General features: G+C 70.3%; 15 protein-coding genes, 1 pseudogene and 1 riboswitch. Of the genes and pseudogenes, 12 read left to right on the plus strand and 4 right to left on the minus strand.

Annotated features, from left to right (window positions below):
- Positions 1-219: 219 nt before the first annotated feature.
- The 12 genes and pseudogenes from BMY69_RS02760 to BMY69_RS02815 all read left to right on the plus strand — a co-directional run.
- A pseudogene (locus BMY69_RS02760) lies at positions 220-1,308 on the plus strand (acyltransferase); the annotation flags it as partial.
- Positions 1,309-1,319: 11 nt separating this feature from the next.
- Positions 1,320-1,557, plus strand: a riboswitch (cobalamin riboswitch).
- A 113-nt stretch (positions 1,558-1,670) separates the two neighbouring features.
- Positions 1,671-3,548, plus strand: a complete 1,878-nt coding sequence (gene btuB, locus BMY69_RS02765; RefSeq protein ID WP_255364438.1) for a TonB-dependent vitamin B12 receptor — start codon at positions 1,671-1,673, stop codon at positions 3,546-3,548.
- A gap of 21 nt (positions 3,549-3,569) precedes the next feature.
- Positions 3,570-4,151, plus strand: a complete 582-nt coding sequence (locus tag BMY69_RS02770) for a hypothetical protein (RefSeq protein WP_090175257.1) — start codon at positions 3,570-3,572, stop codon at positions 4,149-4,151.
- A gap of 23 nt (positions 4,152-4,174) precedes the next feature.
- Entirely contained in the window at positions 4,175-4,777 is a 603-nt protein-coding gene (gene cobO / locus BMY69_RS02775; protein WP_090175587.1) for a cob(I)yrinic acid a,c-diamide adenosyltransferase, read from the plus strand.
- On the plus strand, positions 4,774-6,063 hold the full coding sequence (locus tag BMY69_RS02780) for a cobyrinate a,c-diamide synthase (RefSeq protein ID WP_255364439.1): 1,290 nt from the start codon (positions 4,774-4,776) through the stop codon (positions 6,061-6,063). The genes cobO and BMY69_RS02780 overlap by 4 nt, the downstream gene beginning before the upstream one ends.
- Before the next feature lie 14 nt (positions 6,064-6,077).
- On the plus strand, positions 6,078-6,968 hold the full coding sequence (cbiB, locus tag BMY69_RS02785) for an adenosylcobinamide-phosphate synthase CbiB (RefSeq protein WP_090175588.1): 891 nt from the start codon (positions 6,078-6,080) through the stop codon (positions 6,966-6,968).
- Positions 6,961-7,986: a threonine-phosphate decarboxylase CobD gene (gene cobD, locus BMY69_RS02790; protein ID WP_090175259.1), complete on the plus strand. Its 1,026-nt coding sequence runs from the start codon at positions 6,961-6,963 to the stop codon at positions 7,984-7,986. The genes cbiB and cobD overlap by 8 nt, the downstream gene beginning before the upstream one ends.
- Positions 7,983-9,446: a cobyric acid synthase gene (locus BMY69_RS02795; RefSeq protein WP_090175260.1), complete on the plus strand. Its 1,464-nt coding sequence runs from the start codon at positions 7,983-7,985 to the stop codon at positions 9,444-9,446. Before cobD ends, BMY69_RS02795 begins: the two co-directional genes overlap by 4 nt.
- Positions 9,440-9,964 carry a bifunctional adenosylcobinamide kinase/adenosylcobinamide-phosphate guanylyltransferase gene (cobU, locus tag BMY69_RS02800; protein ID WP_090175590.1) on the plus strand — a complete coding sequence of 175 codons (525 nt, stop codon included), beginning with the start codon at positions 9,440-9,442 and terminating at the stop codon, positions 9,962-9,964. The genes BMY69_RS02795 and cobU overlap by 7 nt, the downstream gene beginning before the upstream one ends.
- Positions 9,961-11,004: a nicotinate-nucleotide--dimethylbenzimidazole phosphoribosyltransferase gene (cobT, locus tag BMY69_RS02805; RefSeq protein WP_218143111.1), complete on the plus strand. Its 1,044-nt coding sequence runs from the start codon at positions 9,961-9,963 to the stop codon at positions 11,002-11,004. Before cobU ends, cobT begins: the two co-directional genes overlap by 4 nt.
- The gene (locus BMY69_RS02810) at positions 11,001-11,540 is read left to right on the plus strand and encodes a histidine phosphatase family protein (RefSeq protein WP_090175262.1); all 540 of its coding nucleotides are present in this window, start codon (positions 11,001-11,003) and stop codon (positions 11,538-11,540) included. The genes cobT and BMY69_RS02810 overlap by 4 nt, the downstream gene beginning before the upstream one ends.
- Positions 11,537-12,256: an adenosylcobinamide-GDP ribazoletransferase gene (locus tag BMY69_RS02815; RefSeq protein WP_090175592.1), complete on the plus strand. Its 720-nt coding sequence runs from the start codon at positions 11,537-11,539 to the stop codon at positions 12,254-12,256. The genes BMY69_RS02810 and BMY69_RS02815 overlap by 4 nt, the downstream gene beginning before the upstream one ends.
- A gap of 51 nt (positions 12,257-12,307) precedes the next feature.
- Here BMY69_RS02815 and grxD read toward each other — a convergent pair whose 3' ends face one another.
- From grxD to BMY69_RS02835, 4 genes are all read right to left on the minus strand, one after another.
- Positions 12,308-13,216, minus strand: a complete 909-nt coding sequence (gene grxD / locus BMY69_RS02820) for a Grx4 family monothiol glutaredoxin (RefSeq protein ID WP_090055998.1) — start codon at positions 13,214-13,216, stop codon at positions 12,308-12,310.
- A gap of 70 nt (positions 13,217-13,286) precedes the next feature.
- Entirely contained in the window at positions 13,287-14,153 is an 867-nt protein-coding gene (locus BMY69_RS02825) for a UDP-2,3-diacylglucosamine diphosphatase (RefSeq protein ID WP_090056001.1), read from the minus strand.
- Positions 14,154-14,226: 73 nt separating this feature from the next.
- Positions 14,227-14,844 carry an SGNH/GDSL hydrolase family protein gene (locus BMY69_RS02830; RefSeq protein ID WP_090175263.1) on the minus strand — a complete coding sequence of 206 codons (618 nt, stop codon included), beginning with the start codon at positions 14,842-14,844 and terminating at the stop codon, positions 14,227-14,229.
- Positions 14,844-16,088, minus strand: a complete 1,245-nt coding sequence (locus BMY69_RS02835; protein ID WP_090175264.1) for an aminotransferase class I/II-fold pyridoxal phosphate-dependent enzyme — start codon at positions 16,086-16,088, stop codon at positions 14,844-14,846. Before BMY69_RS02835 ends, BMY69_RS02830 begins: the two co-directional genes overlap by 1 nt.
- Positions 16,089-16,185 lie beyond the last annotated feature (97 nt).

The following is a 16,185-nucleotide window of genomic DNA, read 5'->3' on the forward strand; positions in this document are numbered from 1 at the left end:
ATCGCGGCCAGGTCCGCTCCAACGGAGGCGGGTTGGAGCGCACCTGGGCGCGATGCTTTTCGTGGGAGGTGGTCGCGACGCCGATCGCGGCCGGGTCCGCTCCAACGGGTTGCCGCGAGGGCCGAGTCGGTGGGCGTGCCTGCGAAATGCCACAGCCGGAGCAGGGAATACGCCTTCGCCGCCGCGATCATGGTCCGATCGCCAGGGGGATCACACGCCATGCCACGCACGCCGGGACTCGACACGCTGCGCGCGATCGCGATCGTCTGGGTGATGCTGTTCCACAGCTACCTGGTCGGCGGACTAGGCGATGGTTTCGGGTTCCTGGAGCGTTCCGGATGGATGGGCGTCGACCTGTTCTTCGCGCTGAGCGGTTATCTGATCGGCTCGCAGGTGTTCGTGGCGCTGCGCGACCGGGGGACGATCGACCTCACCGCGTTCTACATGCGTCGGGCGACGCGCATCCTTCCGGCGTTCGTCGTCGTGCTCGCGCTCTACGCATGCTGGCCCGCCTGGCGGGAGACGCCGGGCATGCAGCCGTTGTGGCAGTTCCCGACCTTCACTTTCAACCTGGTCTTCGACAACGGCGACAACTACGCCTTCTCGCATGTCTGGTCGCTTTGCGTGGAGGAGCACTTCTACCTCCTGTTCCCTTTTCTCGCCATCCTGGGCAGCCGCGGATCGTCACCCGCGCGTTTCGTCGTCATGTGCACGGTGGTGATCGTGGGCGGCATGTGCCTGCGGGCATGGCTATGGCAGCACGAGATCGCGCCGCTGCGCGCGACCGGTGCGAACGTCGGCCTGGCGTACCTGCGCTACCTCTACTATCCGACCTGGTCGCGCCTCGACGGCCTGCTCGCGGGCGTGGTGCTGGCGGCGTGCCGCGTCTATCGGCCGGCGACCATGGCCTTTCTGCACGCACGGGCGGGCACGGTGCTGCTCGCCGCCGTGGCGCTCCTGGCGCTGGCGCTCATCCTCTTCGATGGCGCGCGGACCGACTTCTGGCCCTGCGTCGTGGGCTATCCGCTGCTGGCGCTCGCCATTGCGCTGTTCGTCGCGGCGGCCAGTGGCGACACCCGGCTGGCGCGACTGCGGGTGCCTGGCACGGCGTGGCTCGCGGCGGCGTCGTATAGCCTCTACCTGAGCCACAAGGGCGTCTTCACGCTCGTGGACTCCGTTCTGGACGGCCATCTGGACGGCCATCGCTTCGCGCGTTTCGCCCTCTATGCCGTCGCGACGCTCGCCGGCGGCGCGGTGCTGCACTACGCGGTGGAACGCCCCGTGCTGCGCTGGCGTGACCGCCGTCGTCACGCTTCCGCTACAATGCCGCCTCCCAAGGTGATCCACGGCGCCAGCGCCACGGATTGAAACGGGAATCCGGTGACGCGCGTGGCCTTGAGGCCTCGCGCCATTCCGGAGCTGCCCCCGCAACGGTAGGCGAGCAACGAGGTCGGCATCGAAGCCACTGTGTCCGCGAGACATGGGAAGGCGCCGTCCGGCAGGGTTCCATCCCTGCGCTCGCGAGCCCGGAGACCGGCCATGGGTTCACCGGACAGGCGGAGGGCCATGTCGTGGGTGGCTGGCCGTCGGCCGGCAGTCCCGCGTCTTCCTGCGTCCGTCCCTCGCCATTCATGCCGCACGGGTCGGTGCGGTTCGCAGGGAGTCACCCAGTGTCGTTTCGTTCTTCCACCCTCGCGGTCGCCATCGCGTCGGGTCTCGTCGTTCCCGTCGCGGCGTTCGCCGCCGACGCCTCTTCCGACCTCGACGGTGTCGTGGTCACGGCCAGCCGCACCGAGCAGACGCAGAACCAGGTGCTCGCCGCGTCCACCGTGATCGATCGCGCGGAGATCGAACGCCTGCAGCCGCGTTCGCTCGCCGACCTCCTCCGCGCCACGCCGGGCATCTCCATCGCGAACAACGGCGGCCCAGGGAAGTCGACGTCCGTGTTCCTCCGCGGCACGGAGTCGGATCACGTGCTCGTGCTCGTCGACGGCGTGAAGATCGGCTCCGCGACCTCCGGCACCGCGGCGTTCCAGGACATTCCCGTCGACCAGATCGAGCGCATCGAGATCGTGCGCGGTCCCTATTCGAGCCTGTACGGCTCCGACGCGCTCGGCGGCGTCATCCAGATCTTCACCCGCCATCCGCAGGGCGCTTTCGTACCCAATGTTTCCGTCGGCGTCGGCAGCTACGACACGCTGCGTGGCGCGGTGGGCTTCGCCGGCCGCGGCACGCAGGGCTGGTATTCGGTGGAGGCAAGCCATGAAAAGACCGACGGCATCAACGCGTGCCGCGGCAAGCCCAGTCCGCGCGGCGCGGGTTGCTACACGTACGAACCGGATCGTGACGGCTACCGCAACAACGCGCTGTCGCTGAAGGGCGGCTGGCGCTTCGACGAACAGTGGGACGCCGACGCGACCGCGACGCGCACCGAGGGTCGCAACCACTACGACGGCACCAGCAGCAACTTCGCGGAGTCGGCGACGCAGGTGCTTGGCGGTCGCGTGAGGTACAAGCCCGCGAAGGACGTGCTGGTGACGGCGAACGTCGGTCGCAGCGAAGACCTGTCCACCGACTATCTGTATGGCGACTACGCCGACACGTTCAACACGCATCGCGACCTCGCCTCGTTGCAGGCCGACATCGGCCGTGTGGGTGGCGCGACGGGCCTCACGACCCTCGGCTTCGACTGGCAGCGCGACCGCGTCGTGGGCAGCACCGATTACTTCGTGAACGCCCGGCGCAACCATGCCCTGTTCGCGCAGTGGCAGCAGGAGTTCGGTGACAACTCGCTGCAGGCGAGCCTGCGCCGGGACGAGAACAGCCAGTTCGGCGGAAAGACGACGGGCAGCCTGCAATACGGCTACGCGCTCACGAAGTCGCTGCGCGTTACCGGCAGCTACGGCACGGCGTTCAAGGCACCCACGTTCAACGACCTGTACTACCCGGACTACGGCAATCCGGACCTGCAGCCGGAAACCTCGCGGAACTGGGAGCTGGGGCTGCGCGGCACGCCGGGCTGGGGCAACTGGTCGTTCAGCGCGTTCCAGAACCGCATCGATCACCTCATCGTGTTCGACTCGAGCCTGACCGGCCCGCTGTTCCCGTTCGGCGGCGCCAACAACATCGACAAGTCGCGCATCCGTGGTGTCGAACTGTCCGGCGACACCACCCTCGGCGACTGGCGTCTCGCCGGCAACGCCACGTGGCTGCAGCCGGAAGATCGCGGCGACGACGCCTCGCGCGGCAACCTCTTGCCGCGCCGCGCGCGCCGTACGGCGAACATCGACGTCGATCGCAGCTTCGGCGCCCTCAGCGTCGGCGCCAGCGTGTTCGGCTCCGGGTATCGCTACGACGACACGGCCAACCTGCATCGCCTGGGCGGCTATGCATTGACCGACCTGCGCATGGCCTATGCGATCGACGCCGCGTGGAAGGTCGAGCTGGCCGCGAAGAACGTGTTCGACCGGCACTACGAGACCGCGCGCTGGTTCAACCAGCCCGGCCGCAACTGGATGCTCACGCTGCGTTACCAGCCGCGTTCGTAAACCACCTACCGAGGTCATGCGATGAAACCGTTGTCACGCCCGCTGTTCGCCGCCGTCGCCGCGCTGTTCGCGCTAATCATGATCGGCACGCGCTTCCACCATTTCGGCGATGTCCTGCACCTGCCCGACGCGTCGATGGCGCTGTTCTTCCTCGGCGGCATCTACCTGCGCAAGCACCTGGCCTTCGTCGGCTTCGTCGTCCTGTCGGTGCTCGTCGATTGGTACTCGGTGAGTTACGCGGGCGTGAGCGACTTCTGCATCACCGTCGCGTACTCGTTCATGCCGCTGGCTTACGCCGTGCTCTGGTACGCCGGCCGCCTGCTCGCGCCGCGCTACGACGGCTCGCTGAAGTCGCACCTGATCGTCTTCGGCGGGTTGCTCGTCAGCGCGACGCTGTCGTACGCCATCTCCAACGGCGCGTTCTACTGGCTCGGCGGGCGTTACACGGAGCCCAACGCGACGCAGTACGTCCAGCGCTTCCTGCAGTGGGCGCCGCTCTTCGTGCGCGCGGCGGCCGCGTACGTCCTCGCGGCGCAGGTCGTGCAGGCGCTGCTGTTCCGCTTCGCCCCGGGTGCACGTGATGGCAGGGCCGCCCGCGCATGAACGATGCGACGCCATGGCGCGACATGGACGACGAGGCGCGTCACCGCGACCGCATGCGGCGGAAGAAGGAACTGATCGATCGTCGCATCGCGAAGGCGACGATCGACCGCGGCGTGCTGGTGGTGAACACCGGCAACGGCAAGGGGAAGAGCTCGTCGGGCTTCGGTATGCTGGCGCGGTCGCTTGGCCATGGATTCCGCTGTGGCGTCGTGCAGTTCATCAAGGGTAGTTTCTCCACCGGCGAAGAGGCGTTCTTCCGCATGTTCGAGGACGGTCCGCTCGAGTACCACGTGATGGGCGAGGGATATACGTGGGAGACGCAGGACAAGGCGCGCGACGTCGCCGCGGCGATGGCCGCGTGGGAGGTCGCGGAGGGCATGCTTGGCGACCCGTCCTTCGACTTCGTGTTGCTGGACGAACTCAACATCGCGCTGGTCAAGCATTACATTCCGCTGGAACGCGTGCTCGATGCCCTGAAGGCGAGGCCGGCCTCGCAACACGTGGTCGTCACGGGGCGCGGCGCGCCGGACGCCCTGGTGGAGGCCGCGGACACCGTCACCGAGATGCGGGTGGTCAAGCACGCCTACCAGGCGGGCATCCGCGCGCAGAAAGGTATCGAGCTTTGACACGCCATTGCCCCGCGTTGCTGGTTTCCGCGCCCGCGTCGGGACAGGGCAAGACGAGCGTCACGGCGGCGATGGCGCGTGCGCATGCGCGCCTCGGTCGCCGCGTGCGGGTCTTCAAGACGGGGCCCGACTTCCTCGATCCGATGATCCTCGAGCGCGCGAGCGGCGCGCCGGTGTATCAGCTGGACGCCTGGATGGGCGGCGAGCAGGACGTCCGTCGTCGCCTGTACGACGCGGCTGGCGAGGCCGACCTCATCCTCGTCGAAGGCGTGATGGGACTGTTCGACGGTTCGCCATCGAGCGCCGACCTCGCCGTCTTGTTCGGCCTTCCGGTGCTCGCGGTGATCGACGGCAGCGCGATGGCGCAGACGTTCGGCGCGCTGGCCCATGGCCTGGCCACTTACCGCGACGACCTTTTCCTGCGTGGCGTGCTGGCCAATCGCGTCGGCAGCGCGTACCACGCGCAGCTGCTCCGCGAGAGCCTGCGTCCCGGCATCGACTGGTACGGCACGCTGCCACGCGACGCGGCGATGACCCTGCCCGAGCGCCATCTCGGGCTCGTCGCGGCGGAGGAGCTCGCCGACCTGGACGCGCGTCTCGATGCGCTCGCCGACGCGTGGCTGGCGCAGGGACCTGCCGACCTGCCTCCGTCCGTGCCGTTCGCGCCACCCGCACCGATCCAGACATCGGTGCGGCTAGACGGCGTGCGCATCGCGATCGCGCGCGACGCGGCGTTCGCCTTTCTCTATGCCGCCAATCTGGACGTGCTGCGAGCCGCAGGCGCGTCTCTGGTGTTCTTCTCGCCGGTCGCGGGCGAGACGCTGCCGCTCTGCGACGCGGTGTGGCTGCCCGGCGGCTACCCCGAGCTGCATCTGGACGCGCTCGCCCGCAACGACGCCCTGCGCCAGGCCCTGCACGCGCACGTCGACGCGGGGCGCCCGTTGCTGGCCGAATGCGGCGGCCTGCTCTATGCGCTGGACCGCCTTGCCGATCGCGAGGGCCGTGCCGCGCCCATGGCTGGCCTTCTCGCCGGCGACGCCGCGCTGCAGCCGCGACTCGCGGCGCTGGGCATGCAGGCCGCGGCGTTGCCGGAGGGCACGCTGCGCGGGCACTCGTTCCACTACGCGCGCGCGTCGATCGACGCAACGCCGATCGCCGACGCGATCAACCCCAACGGCGGCCCGACGACGGAGAAGGTCTACCGCCGCGCACGCATGACGGCGAGCTTCGTGCACTTCTACTTCCCGTCGAACGCCGATGCGACGGCGCGGCTGTTCCTCCCGTGAACATGGCGGTGGCGATGATGCTGGCGCTGGCACTGGATGCGCTGCTGGGTGAAGCCAGGCGTTTCCATCCACTGGTCGGCTTCGGCCGGATCGCGAACGATGTGGAGCGGCGTCTGTACCGCGACGACCGTGGCGCGGGCGTCGTCGCCTGGGGCGTCACGGTGGCGATACCGGTCGTGGCGCTGGTCGCGTTTCGTGCGAACGTCGGAGCGCCGCTCGCGTTCGCGATCGACGTGCTGGTCCTGTATCTCGCCATCGGCCGGCGAAGCCTGGGCGATCACGCGCGACCCATCGCGGAGGCGCTGCGCGCGAACGATCTCGCGGCGGCGCGCGTGGCCGTCGGGCGCATGGTGAGTCGCGATGTCGACGCGCTGGATGCCACGCGCGTCGCCGCGGCTGGCACGGAGTCCGTCCTCGAGAACGGCCACGACGCCGTGTTCGGCGCGCTCTTCTGGTTCGTCCTGCTGGGCGCGCCGGGCGCGTTGCTCTTCCGGCTCGCGAACACCCTCGACGCGATGTGGGGATACCGCACGCCGCGTTACGAACGCTTCGGCTGGGCGGCCGCGCGTATCGACGACGTCCTCGGATTCGTCCCGGCGCGGCTCACGGCGCTGACGTACGCCGCCACGGGCGATACATCCGCCGCGCTACGCGGCTGGCGCACCCAGGCCCCGGCGTGGGACAGCCCGAACGCCGGCCCCGTCATGGCGGCGGGCGCGGGCGCGCTCCGCGTTCGTCTCGGCGGCGCCGCGCCCTACCACGGCCGCTGGGAACCGCGGCCCGAGCTCGGCGAAGGATCGCCGCCCGACGCGACGACGATCGACCGCGCGCTACGGCTCGTCGACCGCGGCGTCGTCGCGTGGCTTGTCGCGGCGTTGGTGGTGGGAGTCGCCTCGCATGCTTGAGCACGGTGGTCGTCTCGCCCGTGCGGCCCGTCGTTATGGCGTGCCCGTGGAGGCCTGGCTCGATCTCTCGACCGGCATCAGCCCGTTCGCCTGGCCCGTCACGTCGATGCCGGCGGCGGCGTGGCATCGGCTGCCTGAAGAGGATGACGGTCTTGCCGATGCCGCGCGCGCGTACTACGGCACCGCGCACCTGCTGCCCGTCGCCGGTTCGCAGGCCGCGATCGCCGCGCTGCCGCGACTGCGCGCACCGTCGCGCGTGGCGGTGATCGCGCCGGGCTACGCGGAACATGCGCACGCGTGGCGGCAGGCCGGACACGCGGTGACGACCTTGCCATGGGCCGACCTGCGCGAACGCGCGGGCGAGTTCGATGTCGTCGTCCTGATCCGCCCGAACAATCCGACCGGCGAGTGGCTCGGCACCAGCGACATCCTCGCATGCCATGACATTGTTGGAGCGCACCTGGGCGCGACGGGTGCTCGCGCCACGCTTCCTAGGGAACAGGAAATCCCCTGGCTCATCGTCGACGAGGCCTTCATCGACACGCGGCCCGACGACAGCGTCACGCCCCATGCCCGCGATGGGCTGATCGTGCTCCGCTCCGTGGGCAAGTTCTTCGGGCTCGCCGGCGCCCGCGCGGGCTTCGTCGCCGCGGCGCCGGCGATTCTCGATGCGCTCGCGGAAATGCTCGGTCCGTGGACGCTGAGCGGGCCGACGCGCCACGTCGTGACGCGCGCGCTCAACGACCGGGTGTGGCAAGCCTCCGCGCGCGAGTGCCTGCGCCACGCGGCGGCCCGGCTCGCGACGCTGCTCGGCCGGCATGGACTGAACCCCGACGGCGGCAGCGACTTCTTCCAGTACGTGCGGCGCCACGATGCCGCGGTGATCGCCGACCGCCTCACACGCCATGCGATTCTCGTGCGCGTGTTCGACGACCCGTCCGCGCTGCGCTTCGGACTTCCCGGCGACGACGCGGCGTTCGCTCGACTGGATCGCGCGCTGGCCGAGGTGACGCGATGAGCGCGCGCGTGCTGATGGTGCAGGGCTGTACGTCCGACGCGGGCAAGAGCACGGTGGTCGCCGCGCTCTGTCGCTGGCTGAGACGACGCGGCGTGGCGGTCGCGCCGTTCAAGCCGCAGAACATGGCGCTCAACTCGGCGGTCACCATCGACGGCGGCGAGATCGGCCGCGCGCAGGCCGTGCAGGCGCAAGCGGCCGGCGTCGCGCCGCATACCGATTTCAATCCCGTGCTGCTCAAGCCCAACAGCGACACCGGGGCCCAGGTCATCGTCCATGGCCACCCGGTCGGCAACATGGACGCCGTCGGCTACCACGCGTACAAGCGCGTGGCGATGGAGGCGGTGCTCGCCTCGCACGCGCGGCTGGTGGCGGCGTATGACGCCGTGGTGGTCGAGGGGGCGGGAAGTCCCGCGGAGATCAACCTGCGCGAGCGCGATATCGCGAACATGGGTTACGCCGAGGCGGTCGATTGCCCGGTGATCCTCGTCGCGGACATCGACCGGGGCGGCGTCTTCGCGCACCTCGTCGGCACGCTCGCGCTGCTGAGTCCGGGCGAGCGCGCGCGTGTCGAGGGGTTCGTGATCAACCGGTTCCGCGGCGACATGGCGCTGCTGAAACCGGGACTGGACTGGCTCGAGCGCGAGACCGGCAAGCCCGTCCTCGGCGTGCTGCCCTACCTGCATGGACTCGTGCTGGAGGCCGAGGACGCGCTGCCGCGGGAGCGCGTATCGCGATCCGCCGCACGCCTCCGCGTCGCCGTGCCCGCGCTGCCACGCATCAGCAACCACACCGACCTCGATGCGCTGCGCCTTCATCCCGATGTCGACTGCGTGTTCGTCGGGCCGGGGGAGACGTTCCCCGCGTGCGATCTCGTCGTGCTGCCGGGCTCGAAGTCGACGCGCGCCGATCTCGCATGGCTGCGCGCGCAGGGCTGGGACACGGCCATCCTGCGCCACGTCCGTTATGGCGGCCGCGTGATCGGGATCTGCGGCGGCCTGCAGATGCTCGGCCGTGCGGTCCACGATCCACGCGGCGTCGAAGGACCGCCGGGATCGGCCGACGGCCTCGGCCTGCTCGACCTGGAAACCGTGCTGGCGCCGGAGAAGCAGCTGCGCAACGTGCGCGGCACGCTGGCCCTCGGTGGTGCCGCGGTGAGCGGCTACGAGATCCATTGCGGCATCAGCGAAGGCCCGGGGATGGCGCGCCATGCCGTCTCGCTGGACGACGGGCGCAAGGACGGCGCGCGGTCCGACGACGGGCGCGTCATGGGCTCGTACCTGCACGGCCTGTTCGATCATCCCGACGCGCTCGCGTTCTTGCTCGGCGATAGTGGGACGAGCGCACCCGCGTTCGACATCCGGGCCTTGCGCGAGGCGACGCTCGATCGTCTGGCCGACACCGTCGACGCGCACATGGACGTCGCGGCGCTGACTCGACTTCTGGGAGGTGCACCGTGCTGACGCTGATCCTCGGGGGCGCGCGCTCGGGCAAGAGCGCCCTGGCCGAACGCATCGCATCGAACAGCGCGCAGGAAGTCGTGTACGTCGCGACGGCGCAGGCGTTCGACGAGGAGATGGCCTTGCGCATCGCACACCATCGGGCGCGACGACCGGCGTCATGGCGATCGGTCGAAGAACCCCTCGCGCTCGCGGCGACCCTGCGCGCGCGTGCCGCGACGGATCGTCTGCTGCTCGTGGACTGCCTCACGCTCTGGCTCTCCAACCTCCTCGGCGCCGACGATACCGGCGAGCGCCTCGTCGCGGAGCGCGCCGCGCTGTTCGACGTGCTTCCGGACATACCGGGCGACGTCGTCTTCGTCAGCAACGAGGTCGGTCTCGGCATCACGCCGCTCGGTGAGCTCACACGGCGCTTCGTCGACGAAGCCGGCCGCCTGCACCAGGCGCTGGCCGCGCGATGCGATCGCGTGGTGTTCGTGGCCGCCGGCCTGCCCATGACATTGAAAGGAACACCGCCATGAACGACTGGCTCGCGACGCCCTGTCGCGTTCCCGACGACGACGTCGCCGCCGCCGCGACACGACGCCAGGCGCGGCTGACCAAGCCCGCCGGTTCCCTCGGGCGGATGGAAGACCTCGCCGTCCAGCTGGCCGGCCTGCAAGGACGCGAACGTCCCACCGCCGGGCGTGTGTGGATCGCCGTCTTCACGGCCGACCACGGTGTCGCCGTCGAGGGCATCTCGGCGTACCCGCAGGCCGTGACGGGCGAGATGCTGCGCAACTTCGCTAGCGGCGGCGCCGCGATCGCCGTGCTCGCGCGCGAACTCGACGCGACGCTCGACGTGGTGAACCTCGGCACGGTGAACGATCCCGGCGACGTGCCCGGCGTGCTCCGCCGGGTGATCGCGCCGTCCACGGCCAACATCGTCACGCACGACGCCATGACCACGGAGCAGCTCGACGCCGCGCTCGCCGAGGGCGAGGCGAGCGTGCGGCGGTCGCTCGCCGCGGGTACCGACATCTTCATCGGCGGCGACATGGGCATCGGCAACACGACCTCGGCGAGCGCGCTGGCATGCGCGCTGCTGGGCGCCGCGCCGGACACGCTGGCGGGCGCCGGCACCGGACTCGACGCCGTCGGCATCGCGCGCAAGACCGACGTGATCGCTCGCGCGCTGCATCGCCATTCCGACGCCGACACGCCCCTCGAATGGCTGCGCCGCCTCGGCGGTTTCGAGATCGCGGCGCTGACCGGCGCCTTCGTCGCCGCCGCGCAGCACGGCGTGCCGGTGCTCGTGGATGGTCATATCGCGAGCGTGGCGGCACTCGCGGCCGTCGCATTGCGTCCCGACGCGCGGCCGTGGCTCCTCTTCGCGCACCGGTCGCACGAGCGTGGTCACGCGCGCGTGCTCGCGGCGCTGGATGCCGAGCCGCTGCTCGACCTGAGCCTGCGCCTCGGCGAGGCGAGCGGCGCGGCGATCGCGGTACCGCTGCTCCGCCTCGCCTGCGCGCTGCACGGCTCGATGGCAACCTTCGCCGAAGCCGGGGTGTCGGAAGCATGAGCATCGATCTTCTCCGCCACGGCGACACCGCTCAGCGCAGCTACCGCGGCCAGCTCGACGATCCGCTTTCGGCCCTGGGCTGGACGCAGCTGCGCGACGCGGTACGCGGCCGGCGATGGAACCGGATCGTATCGTCCTCACTGGCGCGCTGTGCGCGCTTCGCGGAGGAACTCGCCGCGGCCACGGACACGCCGCTGCGCATCGATCCGCGCCTCATGGAATACCACTTCGGCGAGTGGCAGGGCGTGCCCGTCGAAACGCTCGCGGAACGCGACGCCGACGCGCTCGGCCGCTTCTGGGCCGATCCCGTGGCGCATCCGCCGCCCGGCGCCGAGACGTTCGAGGCCTTTCGCGAGCGGCTCTCGCTCGCGCTGGACGACGTCGCCGTCGAGGCGGCGACGTCGAACGTGCTCGTCGTGACGCATGGCGGGGCGATCCGGCTCCTGCGTTGCGTCGCCGAGGCGCGGCCCTTCGGCGACATGGCCGGCATCGATGTCCCTCACGCGTCGCTGCATCCGCTGGCGTGGTCGCGTTGATGCGCGGTCTCGCGCTCGCGTTCGGATTCCTCACGCGCTTGCCCGTGCGCGTCGCGCATGTCGACCGCTCCGCGCAGGCCGCGTCCCTGAAATGGTATCCACTCGTGGGCGCCGTGCTCGGCGTCCTCCTCGTCGGCGCGGCGGCGTTGCTGCATGGCATGCCCGCGTTGCCCGCCGCCGCGCTGCTCCTCGTCGCGTGGGTCGCGCTGACCGGCGCGTTGCACCTCGACGGCCTCGCCGACAGTGCCGACGCATGGATCGGCGGCATGGGCGACCGCGAGCGCACGTTGTCGATCATGAAGGACCCACGCAGCGGACCCGCGGGTGTCGTCGCGCTCGTACTCGTGCTGCTGCTGAAGTTCGCGGCGCTCGCGACGCTATCGAACGTCTGGTGGCTCATGCTGCCACCCCTGCTGGGCCGCGCCGCCATCGTCGCATGGTTCCTCACCACGCCCTACGTGCGCGCGGCGGGCCTCGGCGATCCACTGCGGGGCGCGCCGGTGAAAGGCTGCCACATCGGGCTCGGCATCGCCGTGGCGGCCTGCATCGCGTTCGGCCACGCAGGCGTCGTCGCGCTGACCACCGCCGCGGCCGTGGCGTGGCTATGGCGTCGCGCCGTGGTGCGGAGGCTGGACGGTTTCACCGGTGACACGGCGGGCGCGCTTGTCGAACTGGTCGAGGCTGCGACGTCGATCGCACTGGTCGCCATGGCCTGAAACGAAGAACGGCGCCCGAAGGCGCCGTTCGCGTGTCGCCAGGAGACAGCCTTACTCGCCGATCTCGCGGATCCAGGCCTGCATGCCGCCGTCGACGCTGTAGACCTGCGTGAAGCCGTGCGCGGCGAGGCGCTTGGCCGAGTCGACGCTGGAGACGCCGGAGTTGCAGATGAAGGCGATCGGCGTGTCCTTCGGCAGCTGGGCGAGGGCTTCGTAGCCTTCGTTCTCCAGGATGCGGGCCGAGGCGATCGGCGCGATCTGCGCACGGTAGACCGCGGGGCGGTTGTCGACGAGGACGATGTCGCCGGCGTCGACGCGCGCCTTCAGTTCCTGCACGGACATCGAGGCGATCTCGACGGCGCCCGGGAACTTGAGGCTCAGGCCTTCGCCCTGCACGGTCGACACCCAGTCGATTACGATGCCCTTCGCGCGCGCGGCGCTGCCCGGATCGAAGTGCACCTCGATGCCGTTCGCGACGACGACGATGTCATGGTCGCCGGCGGGAGCGAGCTGGAAGCCGGCGCTGTGGTCGGGACCGATTTCCAGGTGCAGCGCCTGGCCCTGCGCGTTGGCCATGCCGCCGCGGATGGCCTCGGCGGCCTTGTCGGTGATGGTGATTTCCGGCGGCGTGCGATCCGGCGGGGTGGCACCGAACAGCGTGTGCAGCTCACCGCTGGTGTACAGCTGGCGGATGATGTCCGAGCCGCCGACGAGCTCGCCCTTCACGTAGAGCTGCGGAATCGTGGGCCACTGGCCGAATTCCTTGATGCCCTCGCGGATCTCCGGATCTTCCAGCACGTTGACCGTGTGGTAGGCCGGGATCACGTCGTTGAGGGTGTTGATCGCCGCGGCGGAGAATCCGCACATCGGCTGCTGGCGCGTCCCCTTCATGAACAGCACGACGTCGTGCTGGCCGAGCAGGGATTCGATGCGCTCGCGCGTGGGTGTATCGAGGGCCATGGGGTCACCGCGGGAAGGAAAGGGGCCATTTTACCGGCATCCATCGCACATGGGCCCGATCCGGTCCGTTTCAACCCGCTATCGACACCCCACGGAGGGCGGAAAGGTCCGCCCGGCAGTCCGCCAGGGGCGCGAATCCGCGCACCGCCTCGGGCGAGGGGAGCACCGTCTCACGACTGGCGCGACCCAGGGGCGTCACCCGCTCGGTCCAGTGGATCAGTTCCATCGCGCCTGTGAAATCCTCGATCAGGGCGGTGCAGTGCTCCACCCAGTCGCCGTCGTTCAGGTAGAGCACGCCGTCCATGGGGCGTACGTGGCCGAAGTGGATGTGACCGCAGATGTGGCCGTCGAGGCCGCGCTCGCGGGCGTCGTCCGCGACGCGCTTTTCGTAGCCGCGGATGTACTCGAGCGCCGCGCCCACGTGCGACTTCAGAATGATCGAAAGCGGCAGGTAGGGCAGCTCGAGGCGCAGGCGCACGGCATGCACGCGCCGGTTCGCCCAGCAGATGAAGCGGTGCAGGGTGTCGCCGAGCGCGTTGATCCAGCGGCGCCCCACGTGTTCCGGGTCGAACTCGTCGCCGTGGCTGACGCGGTAGCGGCGACCGTCGGCACCTTCGTGGATGGCGTCGAGCTCCACCCGGATGCCCGCGAGGGTGCTGCCGGCGAGCCCGCGCATCTGGAAGTCGTGGTTGCCCGGTATGTAGATCACCTCGACCCCGCGCGCGGCGAGCGCGACGAGTTCGGCGATCACGGCCGTGTGGTCGGAATGCCACCAGTGGCGCTTGCCGAGCGCCTCCAGGTCGACGATGTCGCCGACGAGGTAGAGCCGCTCGCAATCGACCTGGCGGAGGAAATCGAGGAGGTACGCCGCCTTGCAGTCGGGCGTGCCGAGGTGCACGTCGGAGATGAAGGCGCTGCGGCAGGTGAGCTTCGCCATGGCATCGGTTCCCGGGGTTGTCCCGGGTGCCCAGTCTCGGGCCGAGAGGTAACCGCGGCATGGCGGCCGTGTTTCAGCGCCGTGGCAGCTCGCGCAGCGCGGCCCTGGCCTCGGGGAGGACCGCGTCCACCCAGAGCGCGTACTGCGCGGCCGACGGGTGGAGCCCGTCGGCAACCAGCATCCCCGGCGCCGCCCCGGCCTTGCGCGAGGCGGGCGTCACGTCCACCCAGCGCGCGTGCAGGCGCAGCGTTTCGTCGCGGGCGATGGCGTTGAAGGTGTCGATGTCGCGCGCGATCGCCGCGCGGTCGCGCCCTTCCGCGAAGGCCGTCACGCCCCAATCGGGAATCGACACCACGACGACGCGGCGCGCGTCGCCGGCGAACGTCGCCGCGCGCTCCAGCAGCAGGCGGAACTGCTCGCGGTATTCGCTCGCGGCACGGCCGCGGTACTGGTTGTTCACGCCGATCAGCAGCGTCACGAGGCCCCAGCGCCCCTGCGGCGCGGCGGCATCGATCGCCGCGGACAGTTCGTCCGTGGTCCAACCGGTCGTGGCGATGATGCGCGGCGGGTCGACGTCGATCCCGTCCGCGCGCAGCCGGACGGCGAGCTGCTCCGGCCAGCGTCCAGCCTCAGGCACGCCCTCGCCGATGGTGTACGAGTCGCCGAGGGCGAGGAACGTCGGCCGCGCCATCAGGCGACGGCGCTCGCCGAGGGGATCGCTTCGTCGGCCATGCGGGTCAGCACGCGGTCGACGCGCGTGAACACCTCGGCCAGCTGCGCGGGCTCCGGCAGAAGCGTCAGGCGCAGATGCCGGCTGGCGGAGAGATTGAAGCTGGTGCCCGGCACCACGAGCACGCTCTCCTCTTCGAGCAGGCGCAGCGCGAAGGCCGTGTCGTCGAAGTGGGGCATCGCGTCGGCGCGGATCTGCGGGAACGCGTAGATCGCGCCGCCCGGCGCCACGACGTCGAGGAACGGGCTGGCGGCCACGTGCTCCAGAACGACGCGGCGCGCCTCGTGCAGGCGTCCGCCGGCGGCGGTGAGCGCGCCGATGGTCGGCTTGTCGAGCAGCGCGGGACGCACCGCCCACTGCGCGGTGACGTTCGCGCAAAGACGCAGCGCGGCGAGCAGCTGCAACGCGTCGCGGTACTCGGCGGTTCGCGCCGGTGCGCCGGAAAGACTCATCCAGCCCACGCGATAGCCGCAGGCCCGGTGCACCTTAGACAGGCCGCCGAAGCTCACGCAGGGATGGTCCCCGGCGACGGCCGCGAGCGGCTGGAAAGGCGTGCCGTCGTAGAGGATCTCGTCGTAGATCTCGTCGCAGAGCAGCAGCAGGCCGTGCCGGCGGGCCACCTCGACGATGCGCTCGAGCAGCGCCTTCGGGTAGACCGCGCCCGTGGGGTTGTTCGGGTTGATCAGCACGAGCGCGCGCGTGCGCGGTCCGACCAGCGCGTCGATTTCGTCGGGGTCGGGCAGGTGGCCGTTCTCGGCGAGGCAGCGGTAATACCGCGGGCTGCCGTCGTTGAGGATCGTCGCGGCGCTCCACAGCGGGTAGTCGGGACTCGGCAGCAGCACCTCGTCGCCGGGCTGGAGCAGCGCGCGCAGCGAGATGTCGATGAGTTCGCTCACGCCGTTGCCGATGAACACGCGCTCGATGTCGACACCCGTGGCGCCACGGGCGCGCTGCTGGCCGACGATGGCTTCGCGGGCCTCTTCCAGGCCCTGCTCATGGCCGTAGGCTTCGCTGTCGACGAGGTGGGCGCCGATGGCTTCGCGCAGGTGAGGCGGGGTGGTGAACCCATAGCGGCCGGGGTTGCCGATGTTCAGCTTGATGATCGGCTGGCCGGCCGCTTCCATGTCGCGGGCGCGCCGGGTGAGGGCGCCGCGGATTTCGTAGCGCACTTCCGCCAGGTGCGCGCTGGGCTTGATCGAGGACACGTCGGGCCTTCCATAACTCGCCGCCGGGCCCTTTCCCGGCGGTCGTCATCCGATCGTAACAGCGTCCCGATGGGCCCGCGAGGCGGAAAACGGCCGC

This window comes from Luteibacter sp. UNC138MFCol5.1 (assembly GCF_900110505.1).
Lineage (GTDB): Bacteria > Pseudomonadota > Gammaproteobacteria > Xanthomonadales > Rhodanobacteraceae > Luteibacter.